Origin of the sequence: Bacillus sp. R86525 (genome assembly GCF_042466195.1) — a bacterium.
Lineage (GTDB): Bacteria > Bacillota > Bacilli > Bacillales > Bacillaceae_G > Bacillus_A > Bacillus_A nitratireducens.
Genome location: NZ_JAXHPX010000007.1, coordinates 3775053 through 3792511, shown reverse-complemented (window position 1 = coordinate 3792511; position 17459 = coordinate 3775053). Strand labels below are relative to the sequence as shown.

The following is a 17459-nucleotide window of genomic DNA, read 5'->3' as shown; positions in this document are numbered from 1 at the left end:
TCATAATTAAATGGTTACTGCTTGCATGCTTCAACGTCAATGCCAGCAGCGAGTAATTTTTTTTCTCCGTCTTGTTCAATGATTTTTTGCAATTTAGATAAGAAAGAGTCAAAATCTGTATGTTTACCAACTTGGAAAGTCATTTTATGCTCAATTGGTAGCCAAGTATCAATATCAGCTTCATTATGCTGAATTTTCACTTCAAGTTTATCAAGCGCGTTAGCAACTTTTGCTTCATACGTTTCTTTCGCTTCGAACTCCATCCATAAATCGTATAATTCCACGCCGGGAGGACCTTCTAGTGTACGTTTAATATTTAAAATGGCCTCTAGCTCATTTTTTTGTTTTTGTAATTGTAATTCACGGCTATTCATCGTATCAAAGGCAGGGATATCACCAGCTTCTGCTTCGACAAGGTCATGAATAATAACCATTTTAAGTAATTTTTCTATATTTACTTTTTGATCCAAATAAGGCTCAACTAAGATAGCCATTAGGGACATACGCCATGTATGTTCAGCAACACTTTCTTGACGTCCGTTAGAAAGCCAACTATGTCGCATTTCATATTTTAGTTTTTCTGCTAATGCAATGACTTGTAAAATGTTATGTTCCATCGTGATCCTCCTCATATTTCCATACTATAATTCTAATATAGAAATGAAATGTGTCAATTTAATGAGTATATTGCGATAAATAGATAATATGCGTATAATGATTGTTATATGTGAAAACGCATTATTAAAATAAAAAAATGTTTTACGAAAACGAAAAAGGAAGGGCAGGAATATGGGAGACGAAAATCAAGGATTAGCTAGACCGCAAAGGAAAAAAAGGAAGTTTGATATTTCTAGCCCCTTTGGCATTGTAGTAGGTTTCGTTATTTTAATTGCAGCGATCATGCTTGGCGGTGGTGGAATAAAAGCTTTTAAAAATTTCTTAGATGTTTCATCTATTTTGATCGTTATAGGGGGAACAACAGCGACAATTATTGTGGCATATAGATTTGGAGAAATAAAAAAATATACGAAAAGTATTTTTACTGTTTTACATAGAAGAGAGGAAAATCTAGAACAGTTAACGGATTTGTTCGTTGATTTTTCAAAGAAGTCTAAAAAACATGGTTTACTCTCGTTAGAAGTTGATGGAGAGCAAGTAGACAATCCTTTTATTCAAAAGGGGATTCGTTTAATGTTAAGTGGATATGATGAAGCAGAATTAAAAGAAGTATTAATGAGAGATGTTGAAACAGAAGTATATGAGTTAAGAAAAGGAGCAACATTATTAGATAAGATTGGTGATTTCGCTCCAGCGTGGGGTATGATAGGAACTTTAATTGGTCTTATTATTATGCTTCAAAACTTGCAAGATACATCGCAAATTGGTACAGGAATGGCAGTTGCTATGTTGACGACATTGTATGGATCTGTTATTGCAAATATGATTGCAATACCGTTATCTGAAAAAGTGTATCGTGGCATTGAAGATTTATATACAGAGAAGAAGTTTGTAATAGAAGCAATCACAGAGCTTTACCGAGGACAAATTCCTTCTAAGTTAAAGTTAAAACTTGATACATACGTATATGAAACGAAGATAAAAAAAGAAAAACGAGCAGCCTAATATTTCAAGGAGTGGTATGGTGATGATAAAACGACCGCAAAAAGGATCGCCTCGTTGGATGACGACTTTTACTGATTTAACGATGTTGTTATTGACTTTTTTTGTACTATTAGTTGCTACATCAAAACAAGATACAGTAAAATTATCGAAGATGCTTGAAAAGTTTAGTGATGCAGAACAAGTGGATGCGAAAGTAATGGAAGGTACAATACCAGATATTTCACATGAAAAAAATGATGAAAAAGCAGTTTCAAAAAAACGAATGGATGAATTGTATAAAAAGTTAAAAGCATATGTAGATAATAATGGTGTTAGTCAAGTGAATGTATATCGAGAAGATACAGGTGTTAGCATCGTTATAGTAGATAACTTAATATTCGATACAGGCGATGCGAATGTTAAGCCGGAAGCAAAAGAAGTAATTAGTCAATTAGTAGGGTTCTTTCAATCGGTACCAAACCCAATTGTTGTAGAAGGACATACAGATAGTAGACCGATTCATAATGAAAAATTTCCTTCCAACTGGGAATTATCTTCAGCACGAGCAGCTAATATGATTCACCACTTAATTGAAGTGTATAATGTAGATGATAAACGATTAGCAGCGGTAGGATATGCGGACACAAAACCAGTAGCATCAAATGATTCACCGCAAAATTGGGAGAAAAACCGGCGCGTTGTAATATATATTAAAGAATAATATATTTCCATTTTATTAATAAAATAATAAAAATACAGAAATTCTTTTAAAAAAATATTAAATTTTCTCGTTTTATTTTGTATAATGAGTGAGAATGATAAGGTGAAATATTAAGATATATTTATACATAGAGGGAGAGAACCAAAAAGAATGGCACATAAAATTTTAGTTGTAGACGATGCGATGTTTATGCGAACAATGATTAAAAACTTATTAAAAAGTAATTCAGAATTTGAAGTTATCGGTGAAGCAGAGAATGGGGTAGAAGCGATTCAAAAGTATAAAGAACTTCAACCTGATATTGTAACACTAGATATTACTATGCCAGAAATGGACGGACTTGAAGCATTAAAAGAAATTATGAAAATTGATTCGAGTGCAAAGGTTGTTATTTGTTCTGCAATGGGACAACAAGGTATGGTATTAGATGCAATTAAAGGCGGGGCAAAAGACTTTATTGTAAAGCCATTCCAAGCCGATCGTGTTATCGAAGCTTTAACAAAAGTAGCAAATAGCTAATATAGAAGGGGTGCCACAAAGAATCAAATCAATGATAGCGGATAGACGTGTGGCCCCTTTTTTCTCGTTATAAAACACTAAATTGTTATACATAAATGAAATGTTTGTTAGACAGGTAGGGGATTAAAATGCAAACAGATCTATTAAATATATTTTTTGAAGAAGCAGAAGAACATTTACAGTCGCTAAATGAAAATGTGCTAAATTTAGAACAGAATCCTGCCGATATGGGTGTTGTAGGGGAAATATTCCGCTCAGCTCATACATTTAAAGGTATGTCTGCGAGTATGGAATTTGCGGAAATGGCAGATTTAACTCATAAGATGGAAAATGTTTTAGACGAAATCCGTCATGGAAATATGATGGTGAATGCTAATATTATTGATGTTATTTTTGAGTGCATTGATAATTTAGAAAAGATGGTTACAGATGTGCAGCAGGGCGGAATGGGTAATATTGATGTTGTATCTACAAAGCATAAATTAGAAGCATTATTAAATGGGAATGTAGAAGCTTCTATGGAACAAGTAGAGCAAAGTAGTATAAACAATGATGATACAGTTTCACATGAAGTATATATAACCGTCGAACAACAAGCCATTTTAAAAGCAGTACGTGCCATTATGTGTATTGAAGCATTACAAAATGTAGGGGATATACAAAAAACGGTTCCAAGCATTGAAGAAATCGAAGCGGATGCTTTTGGATTTGAGTTTACAGTATATATGGATACTGATCGTAGTGTTGAAGAATTGAAACAGGTGGTGCTTCACGTTTCTGAAATTGAGAAAGTAGAAGTGAAGCAAGGAAATATAGCTGAAGAAGGAATCGTACAATCTATTGCAGCAACGCAGCTGGATCCATCTCTAGAGGCACGAACTCCAACAGCTAGTACTACACCGGCTAAAAGTACTACAAAAACGAAAAATGCTAAAGTAGAGAATCGTTCTATTCGTGTTCAGTTAGAAAAAATCGAAAGATTAATGAATATGTTTGAAGAAAGTGTAATTGAGCGTGGACGAATTGATGAATTAGCAGAAACGATTCAAAATAAAGAGTTAATCGAGCATTTAAATCGATTAGGGGATATTTCAAAAGATATCCAAAATGTATTATTAAATATGCGTATGGTACCGATTGAAACGGTCTTCAATCGTTTTCCGCGTATGGTACGTATGTTAGCGAAAGATTTAGGTAAAAAAATCGATTTACAAATTAAAGGTGAAGATACTGAAGTTGATAAAATTGTTATTGACGAAATTGGTGATCCACTCGTTCATTTAATTCGTAATGCAATTGATCATGGTATTGAAACTGTCGAAAACCGACGTGATGCCGGGAAAAATGAGACAGGTACTATTAAATTAGAGGCGTTTCATAGTGGAAATCATGTCGTAATTCAAATTACTGATGATGGAAATGGTATTCATAAAGGAAAAGTATTAGAAAAAGCGATAAAAAATGGTGTTGTAACGGAATCAGAGGCAAATAAATTAACGGATCGTGAAGTTTTTGATCTTATCTTCCAACCGGGATTTAGTACAGCGGAAGTTGTATCTGACCTTTCTGGACGTGGGGTTGGATTAGATGTTGTTAAACATACGATTCATAGTTTAGGTGGGCATTTAATTATTGATTCTGAAGAAGGAAAAGGAAGTACATTCAGAATTGAACTTCCTTTAACATTGTCTATTATTCAATCAATGCTTGTTCAAACAAATGATAAGCGTTATGCCTTGCCTCTTGGCAATATTGCTGAAGCCATTCGAATTAAGAAAGAAGACATACAATCGTTACAAGGGAAAGACGTTTTAAACTATCGCAATCAAATTATTGAATTGAAACATTTAAGTACTGTATTTGGTGAAAAAACAGTAGATGAGGCGTTCGCATCATATGATAGTCAAATGGTTCCTGTGTTAATTGTTCGTAATACACATCGTAGCTATGGACTTATCGTAAACACAATTATCGGTCAAAGAGAAATAGTTTTAAAGTCATTAGGTGATTTCTTTGCAGAGAGCTCTAACTATTTCTCTGGTGCGACAATTCTCGGTGATGGACGAGTGGTCCTCATTTTAAACCCAGAAGGTTTATAATAGGAATGAAGGAAGCTCCCCACTTGTATACAATTGGGGAGCTTTTTGGGTAGAACTAATAATATAAGTATATGAAAACCGTCGTTTACACATATTGTGGAAATAAATACATGTTCACAATTCGGATGATAAGTTTGGTAAAATATAACGAGTGTAATAGAGAGTTTAAATCATTTGATAGAAAAACAAAAATGAGGAGGCAGGAAAAATGCCTGAGCAACACACAAAAGGGGATACTGGCACAATTGTGCTAGAAAAAGAAAATGAACATTTAACGCCTCAAGAATGCGATATTCTTGGTGAGATTGCTAATATATCATTTGGTTCAGCTTCGACTGTATTATCAACAATTTTAAATAGGCAAGTAAGTATTACTGCTCCTCAAGTAGAATTGGTAGATTTATATGATACAAGTGATGTTGAAATTCCACATGTTGTATTAAATATCCATTTCACAAAAGGATTAGATATGGAAAATCTTCTTGTTCTTCAACAAGATGTTGCTTTATCTATTGCTGATTTAATGATGATGGGAACAGGTGAAGTTGAAGAGGGAAAAGAGCTTGGTGAATTAGAGCTAAGTGCAGTACAAGAAGCTATGAATCAAATGATGGGATTCGCAGCAACATCTATGTCAGAATTCTTCCAAGATACGGTAGACATGTCTCCGCCAACAATTAAAGTTGTGCAACTTACAGAAGAGATGGAGAAGATTTCTGGTATTAATGGGAATAATATGGTTGTTAAAGTATCGTTTGAATTAAAAATAGATAATCTTGTGAATTCTCAGCTTGTACAGGTTGTTTCAGTTGAACATGCGAAGCGAATGATAAATAAATTGTTACAATTATCTGGTGGTGTGGAAGAAGAAATAGATGAGCAGGCGGAAGTGCAGGAAACTGAGATTGTAGAAGAGCATGTAGAAAAAGAGCAATTAACACAAGAAGAGAAAGATGTGCTTGGTGAAATTGCGAATATTTCAATCGGTTCGGCTTCAACAGTACTATCGACGCTTTTAAATCAGCCTGTCACTATTAGTACACCAAATGTAGAGGCGATTAATGTTCGTCATTATGAAGGAGTACCGGTTCCGTTTGTTATTTTAAATGTCGATTTTGTTGAAGGACTAAAAAATGAGAATGTATTCGTATTTACGAAAGATGTTGCTTTAACAATGGTAGATTTAATGATGATGGGAACAGGTGAAATTGATCCGGAGAAAGAGCTAAGTGAATTAGAGTTAAGTGGCATTAAAGAAATTATGAACCAAATGATGGGGCATGCTGCAACAGCGATGTCAGAAATGTTTAAAGAAAAAATGGATATGACACCACCAGACGTTAAATTTGTTTCTTTAAAAGAAGAAATGGAATATTTGGGAGAGTCGATGGCAGTTGACGAACTCGTTCAAATTACTTTTAATCTTGAAATTGGTGATCTCCTTCAATCAAAGATGTATCAAATACTACCGATATCAGAAGCGAAAGAAATGGTTAGAAGACTTCTATATCCGATGGTGGAAGAGCAAGAAGAAATAGTTGAGGAAGTTGTTGAAGAGGAAGAAATTCCTACACCAGTCGTACAGCCAATTGAATATAAAGAAGTCAAGCAAGTTGAGCCAGTATATATGGATGCATCTATTCTACAAAATGTAGAAATGAATGTTAAATTTGTATTTGGAAGTACAGTGAGAACAATTCAAGATATTTTAAGTCTACAAGAAAATGAAGCGGTCGTACTTGATGAAGATATTGATGAACCGATTCAAATTTATGTGAACGATGTATTAGTGGCGTATGGAGAACTTGTAAATGTAGATGGATTTTTCGGAGTAAAAGTGACGAAATCGCTATAAGACGTCAAAATAGGAGTTTGAACAAATAGATGAAAAACGTAAAGTTTTTTCTAGTTAGTTGGCTATTCTTACATATATGTATATTTTTCCCGTTGGAAGGGCAGGCAGAAGAAAAAAGTGTGCAAGATCAAAATATAAGCGAAGTGAATGACCAAGAGGGGAAAAATAAAGAAGTTCAGGAAAAGCCGGAACAAGTGGAAATGCCCTCGGTTGAAGATGAAAAAAAAGCAGTAGAAAATGAGCAAGGGAAAGAACAAAAAGAAGAAAGAACGATAGAAACAGACCGAGGGATTATTACGGTTAATAAGCAGGAGCTAAAGGTTGGCGAAGAAGTGTGGATTGCTGTAGAACCAAATGAGAAAAACATTCAAAGTGTAAAAGGCATATTACAATTACAAAAAAATGGTGAGCAGTACAGACAAGAGAGAATAATATCTTTTGAGTATGAAGAAGAAACGAAGCGATGGATCGCTAATTATAAGGCCGGAATATATGATTTACAAGGTGATTGGAATCTTAGGCTCGTTGAAAGCTATAAAGAAGATGAGAAGGAAGAAGTAATAAAGAACGAATTAAATGTCCCGCTCATTCGTATAAACAATGAAGCACCAACTATAGATAAAGAATTGCCGAAGTTAGAGAAGGTTACTATTGATGAGGCAAAAGGGAACTTGATTGAACGGAAAAAGGGAGAATCCGTTCATATACGAGTACAAACAGTAGATATAGAATCGGTTGTTAAAGAAGTGCGCGTTATATTAAAAGGAAAAGAAGAAGGTAACGATATTACTTTTTTATTAGATTATAATAAACACGACATGGATTGGCAGAAAATATTTGAAATAACAGAAGCTTTACCTGTTGGGCCACATCAACTTATTGTGGAAGTAATAGATGAGGCAGGCAATAAACTTGTTGTAAAGAGCGAATATATCGTTTCTATTATCGAACAAAAGTTGAAAGATGATGAAAAGATAGAAGAACAAGAAAATCAAAATAAAGTAGAAGAGAAAAAAGAAACTGAGAAGCAGGAAGATTCAAAAGTAGAGATTCCGCTCCCAGAAGAGAAACCTCCAGTTGTTCAAATTCCGAAGCAAGACGAAAAAGTAAACTATTTTGTGAAAGAGCCGTTGAAAGAGAAAGAGGAAATCAACTACGTTATGAAAGAGCCATTGACAGACAACAAGGAAGTAAATACTGTGAAGCTTCATAAAGAGAAAAAAAGCAAAAATGATAATCAAGTTGTTTCGAAAAAGAAAGAAAAAATAGAAGAGCAAGAGAAGAAAGCAGAAAAAGGTGAACAGGGATTACAAGCTTCTAATGTGTTTGCTATTATGTCAGGATTATTTGTACTATTTTTAGTTTTAAAGAGTAATAAAGAATGGGGCTAATAATTTGATAGTAATGGAGGCGCTTAAATGGAAATTAAACGTACAACAATTGAAAATAAGACGCTACAACCATTAAAACAGCCTGCAGCTATTTCAGAACATGAAATTCAGAAAGAAAGAAAGCGGAGTAACCTGGTGTTTACTGGGCAGTCCCAAATCATTTCGAAAAACAATGAAATAGGGATTTTACTTGCGAGTCTAGGTGATGGAAAGATTATGAAAGAAATGCTTTCTAAAGAAATGGATACAGTGTTACAACTCTTTAGAAAGTTACATACATTATCTGGAGAAGGAAAGCAAACAGAAAAAATATTTGAACAAGTAATTAGAAGTTTACAAGGACTTGTTAAGCAGGCACATATAAAAGAACTTCCTTTGTTAGATGGAACGTATGATTTCGCTGAAGTACAACTATCATTTGGTAGAAAAGTGCATATTCCATTACTAGATGTAAGTGCACTCATTTCTAGAGTGGAAAGTGATTCATCAGAAGGAAATATAAATTTAATGGTAACGGTTATAACTGCTTATATAACGAAATTGTCTAACGAAACCATTTTAATTAGCGGCATGGATCGTACGGCTAAAGATCGAGATGCAAGTGTATGGAGAGCGCTTGCGGAAATGAATATGACACAATTATCTCAAGCATTGAAACATACGATGCAAGAGCATAAATGGTCTATGACGTTTCTTTTTCTCTTTATATGGATTGTTGGTATCATTTTGATTCGAGTTATATAAAAAAGTCGTCACAATGAAGTGACGACTTTTTTATATTTTTTCATAGAAGAACGTATCAAAACGCTGAAGATTGTAGCGTTGTGGTGTTAAAATTTGTTCAGTACTACCAACAAATAGTACCCCGCCTTTTCGTAAAGAACGACTAAACTTTTCATAGAGTCTTATTCTTGCTTCTTCTGTAAAGTAAATCATTACATTACGACAAATGATTAAATCGTAGTTTGTATCGAATGATTGCATTAGTAAATCGTGTTGTTTAAATGTAACTTGTTGTTTAATATTTTGATTCAATGTATATGTATCATTTTCTTTTGTGAAATGACGCTGTTTCAAATCATTAGGCAACTCTTTTAAAGAGCGTTCTGCATATTGGCCGCGTTTCGCAGTTTCTAAAATATGAAAATCGAGATCGGTTGCTTGGATTTCGTAGCGAAATGGAGCTAGATGCTTCGATAAGATTAAAGAGAGTGTATAAGGCTCCTCACCAGCAGCGCAAGCGGCACTCCATACTTTTAATTTACCATTATTTTGTTTAAGTAGCTTTGGTAGTGCTTTCGTCTCTAACGTTTGCCAGCGGTCTTTATTTCGGAAAAACTCTGAGACGTTAATAGTAATATAGTCAATAAAACTTAAAAATAAATTTTTATCGGCACGTAAATTATTTAAAAAATTTGTGTAATTTTCAAAACCTTTTCTTGAAATGAAAGCATCGATTCTTCTGCGCATTCTATCTTGCTTATAGGAAGCGATATCCATATTAAAATTTTGTTTAAAACTCGAGATAAAATGATCATAATCTTGTTCAATTATCATATTTACAATAGGCACAATAACGATATTGTGCCTCCCCCTTTACATCATACGAATTTTTTGTTCAAAGTTTTTTTTCATCTGCTTTTCATGTAAGCCTGGTAAGTCATAAATAACAGCATCAATTCCGGCTTCTTTTGCAACGTCAACGGGAATGACAGAAGTATGTTTATCTCCGTTATAAAAACAGAGAACTAAATCGGTATCTTCGACAATTTGCTTTACAAAAAACATATAATCTGATCGAAAAATGGAGTCAGAAGGATGATCAAAAGCAACATATTCAGCTCCGTATTTTTTTAAGTAATCAACGACTTCTTGAAATTCGTCTGTTAATACATGTAACGGTTGTAGCGTGTAAAGGCATAAATTTTGAGCAAGTCTCTCGTTTTCGATGAAAAAACGAAGAACTTCATTTTCAATAGATTTATAACATAATATGTAAATTTTATGTTTGTGAGCATAGTCAATTAAAAATTTTTTTATTTCTTCTTGATCTAATGCTGTTAATTGATTTGAACCACAAAGGAAAATATTCATAGATTTGTGCCACCTCATGCTAAATTGTAACATATCTTCTATAAAAAATAACTGCAAAATGTCACTGTTCAGAGTATAATTATAAATAACTGGATTTTACGATTAAGTTTAGGAAGAAATAAAAAAATAAATAGGTGATATATATGCTGCGTTCTATCTCGCATAATCCAATTTTATCGCATTTACCGCCTGCTACTCAAATGCCGAAAGAAGCAAATGTCAGGACAGGACTTGCATTTTCGGATAATTTGCATGCAGATCCGAAAAAAGATAAATTGTTAGAACAAATGGAAGCGTTTGTCGATAACATTGGAGAAATTAAAGAGAAAATTGAAATGGAATTAACGCTCGATAATGTTATGGAATACAAAAATACTGTAAAATCATTTTTGAATTTTTACGTTGATAATGTATTGCAATATAAAGATGTTATGTCTCGTCATCCGCGTTACGGATATTCGCAGAAAATGACAATTGTGAAACAGGCCGAAATGGGATTAAATGAATTAGAAGATGTTATGAACTTAATTAATACAAAAACGGGACATTTAGAAATGTTAAATCAAATTGGAGAAATCCATGGTTTAATTGTAAATTTAGTCTTGTAAAAAGGAAGGAAGCTATATGTACATACAATTATATGAGAAGCTTGTAATAATTCAAAAAGCATATGAAAATATTCAAACGCTTGGAGAACAAATATATGAGAATTTAAAACATAAAAATGTAAATGCAGTTCAAAAGTTGCAAGTAGAGCAATTGCAGTACATAGAAGGTATAAAAGGATTATCTTGCTCTTTTGAGGAGATGGTTGTTCAATTTTGTAAAGAGAAGAAAGTCGAACCATTACGTATGCGTTCACTATTTTTGTATTTTTCTCAGGAAGAAATTGAAAAAATGGAAGAATTACAAAAAAACTTAAATGAATTAGAAGAAAATGTAAAAATGATTCTTTTGAAAAATCAATATTACTTAAACGTACTATTAAAAACTACAGAAAGTATTGTGGATTCCGTTTCTGAATACAATTTGGAGAAAAACAATAATTCGCAAATCTTTATGAATGAACTATTGTAAAGGAGAAGTGAGGCATTATGAGATTATCTGATTATAATACGCCGCTATCTGGTATGTTAGCGGCCCAAATGGGTTTACAAACGACGAAACAAAACTTATCTAACATTCATACACCGGGCTATGTACGTCAAATGGTGAATTATGGATCTGTTGGGGCAAGTAATGGTCATACACCAGAACAGAGAATTGGTTACGGGGTACAGACGATAGGCGTGGATCGTATTACGGATGAAGTGAAAACGAAGCAATTTAATGATCAGTTGTCACAGTTCTCTTACTACGCATATATGAATTCTACTTTATCACGAGTAGAGTCTATGGTAGGGACGACGGGGAAAAATTCATTATCTAGTTTAATGGATGGATTCTTCAATGCTTTTCGTGAAGTTGCAAAAAATCCAGAACAACCAAACTATTACGATACATTAGTTTCTGAAACTGGAAAGTTCACAAGTCAGATAAATCGTCTTGCGAAAAACTTGGATACAGCGGAAGCACAGACAACAGAAGATATTGAAGCACACGTGAATGAATTTAATCGTCTTGCAGCTAATTTAGCAGAAGCGAATAAAAAAATCGGACAAGCTGGCACGCAAGTACCGAATCAACTTTTAGACGAACGTGATCGCATCATTACAGAGATGTCTAAGTATGCCAATATAGAAGTATCTTATGAATCTATGAATCCTAATATCGCAAGTGTTAGAATGAATGGTGCTTTAACAGTAAATGGACAAGATACATATCCACTACAATTAAATAAAGAAAAAGAACCGATGACTGTTGCAATTTATGGATCGGATATTCCTTTAAGTGGTGGAGCAATTCAATCAGCGATAGATACGAAAGCGAAGATTGCTACTTATAAGAAAAATCTTGATGACTTAATGATCTCTGTAAAAGGTCAAGTAAATACAGTGATGGGAAAAGATTTCTTCATTGGAGATCAGGCGAAAAATATTCAGTTAAATCCTGAATTCGCAAAAGATGTTTCAAAAATGAAGATTTCTGCTGAAACAGCAAATAAACTGGCAGCAATTACAGATGGAGATTATAAAGAAGGTCTTACTTATAAACAAGCATTAGACCAATTTATAGTTGGTGTAGCTTCTGATAAAAGCGCAGTGAATGCTTATGCAAATATTCATAAAGATTTATTAGAAGGTATTCAGGAAGAAAAGATGAGTATAGAAGGCGTAAATATGGAAGAGGAAATGGTAAATTTAATGGCCTTCCAAAAATATTTTGTCGCAAACTCTAAAGCTATTACGACCATGAATGAAGTGTTTGATAGTTTGTTTTCGATTATTAGATAATGAGTAATAAAAGCGAACCCATCTTTCTTTTATGGTTGGAGAGAGGACCTGCGAAGGGTAGAGACGGTCAGTGCCTATTAGTGGCCCAATCGATGTGAGACCAGAGATATGAGATGGTTGAAGGGTAAGTTAGCTAAGAGGAAAGCCATGTTTAGTAAATGTATCGCTCTCGTGTTAAATAAAAATGACAAAGCTCCCTTTTATGAGGGAAGAGAGTATCCGTCGCAGTGTAGAAGCGGAGAGCCGTACATAGTTGCGGTTGCTTGCTTCTCTACGCCAATTCAAATATAGATAAAGGAGAAGATAGAGATGAGAGTATCTACGTTTCAAAATGCAAACTGGGCAAAGAATCAGATGATGGATTTGAATGTGCAACAGCAATATCATCGAAATCAAGTAACTTCTGGGAAGAAAAATCTTCTTATGAGCGAAGACCCACTTGCGGCAAGTAAATCATTTGCGATTCAGCATTCGTTAGCAAATATTGAACAAATGCAAAAAGATTTAGCGGATTCGAAAAATGTATTAACACAAACTGAAAATACGTTACAAGGTGTTTTTAAATCTTTAACAAGAGCGGATCAATTAACAATACAAGCGTTAAATGGAACGAATAGCGAAAAAGAATTGAAGGCAATCGGTGCAGAGATTGATCAAATTTTAAAACAAGTTGTGTATTTAGCGAATACGAAAGAGCAAGGCCGTTATATTTTCGGTGGTGATAGTGCTGAACAGGTTCCATTCACAGAAGATGGTACGTATCAGGGTGGAAAGAATGATGTGAACTGGCAACTAAATGATGGTTATGAATTAAAGGCATTTCGTAACGGAGAAGAATTATTATCACCAGTTATAAAAACGTTAAAACAGATGAGTGAAGCGCTGAATAACGGTGATCAAAAAGCTTTGCAACCATTATTAGGTGAAAATAAGAAAAACTTAGATAGCATCATTAATCGTACAACTGAAGTTGGTTCAACTATGAATACAATGGAGACGTTTAAAACAATTTTAAGCGAGCAAAACTTAGCGCTTCAAGAAAATCGTAAAGAAATTGAAGATGTTGATTTAGCAGTAGCGATTTCTGACTTAGCGTATATTAATGCAACGTATGAAGCGACGCTTAAAGCAGTTAGTACGATGAGTAAAACGAGCATTTTAGATTACATGTAAACAATAAGGAGTGAGAAATATGGCAGGAACATTAACGGGTATCGGCGGTAGACAACAGATTTGGAACCTCGGAAATAATATGATCGATACTTCTAACTTTGTGGAATTAGAAATGCAAGCGTTAGATATGAGAAAAACACCATATACTAATGAAAAGAACCAACTTTCACAAGATAAACTATTATATACAAGCTTAAAATCAGAATTTAGTTCTTTCACACAAACTTTTAAAAACTTAGCGGCTTTTAAAGGGAATGAGAAAAAAGTTACAACGACACAAGACGGTTATATTAATGTAAAAGCCGATGGTGGAGCGATTGCAGGAACTTTTAATATGACGATTACACAGCTTGCACAGCGTCATCAAATAGCTTCTAATAAGATTGCTGATATAAATGCGAAGCTTCCTAAAGATGAAACATTACAACTAGGCGATAAAGAACTAAAAGTAACAACTGATATGACATATAAAGATTTAATTAATAAAATTAATGACGGAGATTATGGCGTATCGGCTTATACACTTGGAGATAAAATTTTTATGTCCTCGAAAAAAGAAGGAACAGATGGAGAAATTAATTTTAAAGGGAACACGTCTACACTGTTTCAAGATATTGGTTTAGCTAAGGCGGATGGGACAGCAGTCAATACAATTAATGAAGCGCAAAATGCCAAATATAGTATTAATGGTATTGGAGCTGAAAGTTTTACCAATACAATTGAAGCTCTTCCGGGCGTGAAAATTGAATTGTTAAAAGTAACTGAGCCGAAAGCTGAAGGAACACCAGATGCAGGTACAACAACAGATCCAAAAGCAAAAGGTATAGATCTGAAGTTTACAGTAAGTGACTCAAACGTAACAGATGCATCGAATGTTATTAAAAAGATGGTGGCGGATTATAATAAAGCTGTTTCTACAGTAGATATCTTTGCCGGGAAAGGTGGAGCTTTCCAAGGTCAAGCCATTATGCAAAGTGTACGTCAAGCGATGAATAATGTCGTAACATTTTCACAAGATGGTAATTATTTATTCTCATTTGGTATTCAATTAAAGCAAGATGGAACGATGGAAGTTGATGAAGAAAAGTTAACGAAAGCATTAAAAGACAAGCCAGATGCAGCGAAGCAATTTTTCTTTGGCTCTAACGGTTTAGGGAAGATGATGGAAGAACCACTTGATAAACTATTTGGTGATAAAGGTGTAGTCGGAGAGCGTGTAAAAAACATCGATTCACGTGTAAGTGATTTAGATAAAAAGATTAAAGATATTGAGACACAAAATCTGCAAAAACAAGATGAGATTGTGAAGAAGTATCAAAAGCTAGAAAGTACATTAGCGGCGCTAGATAGCCAACTAAAAACAATTAAAGCAATGACAAAACAAAAAAGTGATGATTAATGAAAGTTGAGGAAGTGATTGTATGCAAGCATGGCAACGTTATATGCAAAATGATATTATGACGAGTAATCCAATTAAAAACACAATTTTTATTTATGAAAGATGTATTGTAGAGTTTCGTAATTTAGAAGAACTTTTAAATACTTTTAAACTCCAAGAAGGAGATGCGCTTCTTGAAAAGCTAGAACGTATTTTTGAAGAATTAAAGCTTCAATTAAACCCTGAGATTACGAAAGATTTATACGATAGTCTATTTGGTTTATACGATTGGATTAGCATTCAAATTCAGACAATGAAAGTAACTCGTGAAGCGAACGATATGGATGCGATTGTGCAAGTGTTACAAGATTTAATAGACGGTTACCGCGGAGCACTTGAAAATGAACAATGATATTTATCGAGCGTTTGTCGGCTGTTTTAATGAAATCGGAGAATTGCAAGTATCAGATGGAGAATTTGCTGAGAAGAGTGCAATGTTAAATCGCTGGATGATGACATTGGATGAAGAGACGCGCGCAGATGTTGCAGCGGAAGTGAGTCCATTAATAATTAAGGCAGCACAGCATATTCGAGATAAGCAAAAGATTTTGGAAGAAATGATTATGACAAATGATGGACGAATGAAAGCGAATTCGTTTTACGGTAAATTTTAATTGGAAAGTATGGATAAGGATTCCTCTTATTAAAAGGGGGATCCATTCCGTTGTTTGAATGAAAGCGTTCCGCTAATTGAGGTTTCACTTTATGACTGTAATGGAAAAACGGTAATAATCTAAATAATAAAAAAATGGATGTAGTTGTATTGTTCATATATCAAAATGTTACATGGAATATTACGTGTATACAGTTTTTTATATTCTTTTTTTATATTTTTGTATTTTTCTAAAGACAACAATGGGAAAATGGAATAAAATATGTAAGGGTACATAATAGATAATATTTTAATAAACACATATAAAGAAATAAATAATGAAGTGAAACTTCCATTAGTGGATGATCATGCCATAAACGAGCATGATGGAAAAGGAAGGGTGTGGAATATGCCAGATTTAGTTAGTGATGTAAGTCATTATATGAACTATTTAGTAACGAAGCGAAATACCGTTTCTAGTAATATTGCAAATGCGAATACACCTGGCTATAAAGCACAAGATGTAACATTTGCTGAGCAAATGAATATGAGCAGTGCATTATACAAAAAAAATGCTGCGGATTTAAAGAGTAATCCAGATTTATATCAAACGAATGTAATGCACTTACCGACAGCAAATACGAAAAATACATACGCAAAGATTCAAACGAAATCAATGCAAACGAATAAAGATGGAAACAGTGTTGATGTAACGACAGAAATGCTAGATTTAATGAAAACAAACCAATTATACGGTGTTTCAATTAATGCAATTAATACGCAATACGCTATTAACCAAGCAGCACGTGGACGTTAATAGTAAAAGGAGAGACAAAGATGTTTCAGGCAATTAATGCAAGTGGTTCAGGGCTAACTACAGCGAGAAAATGGATGGAAGTTACTTCTAACAATATCGTAAATGCAAATACGACGGGAGCACCGGGTGCAGAGCCGTATCACCGTCGAAGTGTGGTGTTAGAATCAAATAATAGTTTTGCAAGTATGCTAGATGGAGCTCCTACTAGCGGAGTGAAAATAAAAAGTATTGAAACGGATCGAAATGAAAATCTTGTGTATGATCCGACGCATCCGCATGCAAATGAAGAAGGATATGTACGTTATCCGAACATTGATGTGACAGCTGAGATGACGAATGTAATGGTTGCTCAAAAAATGTATGAAGCAAATACAAGTGTATTAAATGCGAATAAAAAAATGCTCGATAAAGATTTAGAAATCGGCCGAGGATAAGAGGGAAGAGGGGAAATATGAAAATTCAACCAATGTTAAATACACAGCCATTTGGAGCGATTCAGCCGATTGGCACACAGAAAACTTCAGAAACGTCTGTAGTTGAAGGGAAAAAGTTTATTGATTTATTGGAAGATATGAATCAAACGCAAAATAATGCCCAAACAGCAGTATATGATTTACTGACAAAAGGGGTAGGAGAAACGCATGATGTTTTAATTCAGCAAAAGAAAGCTGAATCACAAATGAAAACAGCTGCTCTCGTACGCGATAATCTTATTGAAAATTATAAGTCACTAATTAATATGCAAATTTAGGAAAATGGACGGGT

General features: G+C 34.0%; 21 protein-coding genes. 18 read left to right on the top strand and 3 right to left on the bottom strand.

The genetic code is table 11. The annotated features are described in order from the left end of the window. Positions 1–14: 14 nt before the first annotated feature. Positions 15–617, bottom strand: coding sequence for an HD domain-containing protein (locus SJY24_RS22185; RefSeq protein WP_377866217.1), 603 nt, complete (start codon positions 615–617; stop codon positions 15–17). Positions 618–789: 172 nt separating this feature from the next. Here SJY24_RS22185 and SJY24_RS22180 point away from each other — a divergent pair, with 172 nt between their 5' ends. From SJY24_RS22180 to SJY24_RS22150, 7 genes are all read left to right on the top strand, one after another. Further along, complete coding sequence (locus SJY24_RS22180) at positions 790–1623, top strand: flagellar motor protein MotP (protein WP_002012069.1); 834 nt, start codon at positions 790–792, stop codon at positions 1621–1623. 22 nt (positions 1624–1645) lie between these two features. Beyond that, positions 1646–2323, top strand: a complete 678-nt coding sequence (locus SJY24_RS22175; protein ID WP_002012067.1) for an OmpA family protein — start codon at positions 1646–1648, stop codon at positions 2321–2323. Positions 2324–2473: 150 nt separating this feature from the next. Next, positions 2474–2842: a response regulator gene (locus SJY24_RS22170; protein ID WP_000940577.1), complete on the top strand. Its 369-nt coding sequence runs from the start codon at positions 2474–2476 to the stop codon at positions 2840–2842. A 128-nt stretch (positions 2843–2970) separates the two neighbouring features. Next, positions 2971–4941 (top strand): chemotaxis protein CheW, encoded by a 1971-nt coding sequence (locus SJY24_RS22165; protein WP_377866216.1) that lies wholly within the window; start codon positions 2971–2973, stop codon positions 4939–4941. A 208-nt stretch (positions 4942–5149) separates the two neighbouring features. Continuing rightward, a complete protein-coding gene (locus tag SJY24_RS22160; protein ID WP_377866215.1) occupies positions 5150–6796 on the top strand; it encodes a flagellar motor switch protein in 1647 nt (548 codons plus the stop codon). Between the two features lie 29 nt (positions 6797–6825). Beyond that, on the top strand, positions 6826–8187 hold the full coding sequence (locus SJY24_RS22155) for a transglycosylase (protein ID WP_377866214.1): 1362 nt from the start codon (positions 6826–6828) through the stop codon (positions 8185–8187). A 27-nt stretch (positions 8188–8214) separates the two neighbouring features. Continuing rightward, positions 8215–8931 carry a hypothetical protein gene (locus SJY24_RS22150; protein WP_377866213.1) on the top strand — a complete coding sequence of 239 codons (717 nt, stop codon included), beginning with the start codon at positions 8215–8217 and terminating at the stop codon, positions 8929–8931. Positions 8932–8961: 30 nt separating this feature from the next. Here SJY24_RS22150 and SJY24_RS22145 read toward each other — a convergent pair whose 3' ends face one another. After that, a complete protein-coding gene (locus tag SJY24_RS22145) occupies positions 8962–9744 on the bottom strand; it encodes a CheR family methyltransferase (protein WP_377866212.1) in 783 nt (260 codons plus the stop codon). Between the two features lie 39 nt (positions 9745–9783). Continuing rightward, positions 9784–10281 carry a flagellar motor switch protein FliG gene (locus SJY24_RS22140; protein ID WP_377866211.1) on the bottom strand — a complete coding sequence of 166 codons (498 nt, stop codon included), beginning with the start codon at positions 10279–10281 and terminating at the stop codon, positions 9784–9786. A gap of 143 nt (positions 10282–10424) precedes the next feature. Between SJY24_RS22140 and SJY24_RS22135 the strand changes: the two genes are divergently transcribed. From SJY24_RS22135 to fliE, 11 genes are all read left to right on the top strand, one after another. Next, the gene (locus tag SJY24_RS22135; RefSeq protein WP_377866210.1) at positions 10425–10889 is read left to right on the top strand and encodes a YaaR family protein; all 465 of its coding nucleotides are present in this window, start codon (positions 10425–10427) and stop codon (positions 10887–10889) included. Positions 10890–10905: 16 nt separating this feature from the next. Next, a complete protein-coding gene (locus SJY24_RS22130) occupies positions 10906–11358 on the top strand; it encodes a hypothetical protein (protein ID WP_377866209.1) in 453 nt (150 codons plus the stop codon). 17 nt (positions 11359–11375) lie between these two features. Beyond that, on the top strand, positions 11376–12674 hold the full coding sequence (gene flgK / locus SJY24_RS22125; RefSeq protein WP_377866208.1) for a flagellar hook-associated protein FlgK: 1299 nt from the start codon (positions 11376–11378) through the stop codon (positions 12672–12674). Positions 12675–12821: 147 nt separating this feature from the next. After that, positions 12822–12965 (top strand): hypothetical protein, encoded by a 144-nt coding sequence (locus SJY24_RS22120; protein ID WP_002064621.1) that lies wholly within the window; start codon positions 12822–12824, stop codon positions 12963–12965. Positions 12966–12983: 18 nt separating this feature from the next. Further along, positions 12984–13847, top strand: coding sequence for a flagellar hook-associated protein 3 (locus SJY24_RS22115; RefSeq protein WP_377866207.1), 864 nt, complete (start codon positions 12984–12986; stop codon positions 13845–13847). A gap of 19 nt (positions 13848–13866) precedes the next feature. Next, positions 13867–15246, top strand: a complete 1380-nt coding sequence (locus tag SJY24_RS22110; protein WP_377866206.1) for a flagellar hook-associated protein 2 — start codon at positions 13867–13869, stop codon at positions 15244–15246. 22 nt (positions 15247–15268) lie between these two features. Continuing rightward, positions 15269–15637, top strand: coding sequence for a flagellar export chaperone FliS (locus SJY24_RS22105; protein ID WP_016094402.1), 369 nt, complete (start codon positions 15269–15271; stop codon positions 15635–15637). After that, positions 15627–15899, top strand: coding sequence for a hypothetical protein (locus SJY24_RS22100; protein WP_002086494.1), 273 nt, complete (start codon positions 15627–15629; stop codon positions 15897–15899). The genes SJY24_RS22105 and SJY24_RS22100 overlap by 11 nt, the downstream gene beginning before the upstream one ends. A 321-nt stretch (positions 15900–16220) precedes the next feature. Next, entirely contained in the window at positions 16221–16694 is a 474-nt protein-coding gene (gene flgB, locus SJY24_RS22095; RefSeq protein ID WP_377866205.1) for a flagellar basal body rod protein FlgB, read from the top strand. Between the two features lie 20 nt (positions 16695–16714). Next, a complete protein-coding gene (flgC, locus tag SJY24_RS22090) occupies positions 16715–17128 on the top strand; it encodes a flagellar basal body rod protein FlgC (protein ID WP_377866204.1) in 414 nt (137 codons plus the stop codon). Positions 17129–17145: 17 nt separating this feature from the next. Further along, on the top strand, positions 17146–17445 hold the full coding sequence (gene fliE / locus SJY24_RS22085) for a flagellar hook-basal body complex protein FliE (protein WP_002064631.1): 300 nt from the start codon (positions 17146–17148) through the stop codon (positions 17443–17445). Positions 17446–17459: the final 14 nt, after the last annotated feature.

Excerpts from the sequence above, each read along its gene's own strand:
- SJY24_RS22185 (WP_377866217.1), bottom strand. The coding sequence starts at position 617 with ATGGAACATAACATTTTACAAGTCATTGCATTAGCAGAAAAACTAAAA.
- SJY24_RS22180 (WP_002012069.1), top strand. The coding sequence starts at position 790 with ATGGGAGACGAAAATCAAGGATTAGCTAGACCGCAAAGGAAAAAAAGG.
- SJY24_RS22175 (WP_002012067.1), top strand. The coding sequence starts at position 1,646 with ATGATAAAACGACCGCAAAAAGGATCGCCTCGTTGGATGACGACTTTT.
- SJY24_RS22170 (WP_000940577.1), top strand. The coding sequence starts at position 2,474 with ATGGCACATAAAATTTTAGTTGTAGACGATGCGATGTTTATGCGAACA.
- SJY24_RS22165 (WP_377866216.1), top strand. The coding sequence starts at position 2,971 with ATGCAAACAGATCTATTAAATATATTTTTTGAAGAAGCAGAAGAACAT.
- SJY24_RS22160 (WP_377866215.1), top strand. The coding sequence starts at position 5,150 with ATGCCTGAGCAACACACAAAAGGGGATACTGGCACAATTGTGCTAGAA.
- SJY24_RS22155 (WP_377866214.1), top strand. The coding sequence starts at position 6,826 with ATGAAAAACGTAAAGTTTTTTCTAGTTAGTTGGCTATTCTTACATATA.
- SJY24_RS22150 (WP_377866213.1), top strand. The coding sequence starts at position 8,215 with ATGGAAATTAAACGTACAACAATTGAAAATAAGACGCTACAACCATTA.
- SJY24_RS22145 (WP_377866212.1), bottom strand. The coding sequence starts at position 9,744 with ATGATAATTGAACAAGATTATGATCATTTTATCTCGAGTTTTAAACAA.
- SJY24_RS22140 (WP_377866211.1), bottom strand. The coding sequence starts at position 10,281 with ATGAATATTTTCCTTTGTGGTTCAAATCAATTAACAGCATTAGATCAA.
- SJY24_RS22135 (WP_377866210.1), top strand. The coding sequence starts at position 10,425 with ATGCTGCGTTCTATCTCGCATAATCCAATTTTATCGCATTTACCGCCT.
- SJY24_RS22130 (WP_377866209.1), top strand. The coding sequence starts at position 10,906 with ATGTACATACAATTATATGAGAAGCTTGTAATAATTCAAAAAGCATAT.
- flgK (WP_377866208.1), top strand. The coding sequence starts at position 11,376 with ATGAGATTATCTGATTATAATACGCCGCTATCTGGTATGTTAGCGGCC.
- SJY24_RS22120 (WP_002064621.1), top strand. The coding sequence starts at position 12,822 with ATGTTTAGTAAATGTATCGCTCTCGTGTTAAATAAAAATGACAAAGCT.
- SJY24_RS22115 (WP_377866207.1), top strand. The coding sequence starts at position 12,984 with ATGAGAGTATCTACGTTTCAAAATGCAAACTGGGCAAAGAATCAGATG.
- SJY24_RS22110 (WP_377866206.1), top strand. The coding sequence starts at position 13,867 with ATGGCAGGAACATTAACGGGTATCGGCGGTAGACAACAGATTTGGAAC.
- SJY24_RS22105 (WP_016094402.1), top strand. The coding sequence starts at position 15,269 with ATGCAAGCATGGCAACGTTATATGCAAAATGATATTATGACGAGTAAT.
- SJY24_RS22100 (WP_002086494.1), top strand. The coding sequence starts at position 15,627 with ATGAACAATGATATTTATCGAGCGTTTGTCGGCTGTTTTAATGAAATC.
- flgC (WP_377866204.1), top strand. The coding sequence starts at position 16,715 with ATGTTTCAGGCAATTAATGCAAGTGGTTCAGGGCTAACTACAGCGAGA.
- fliE (WP_002064631.1), top strand. The coding sequence starts at position 17,146 with ATGAAAATTCAACCAATGTTAAATACACAGCCATTTGGAGCGATTCAG.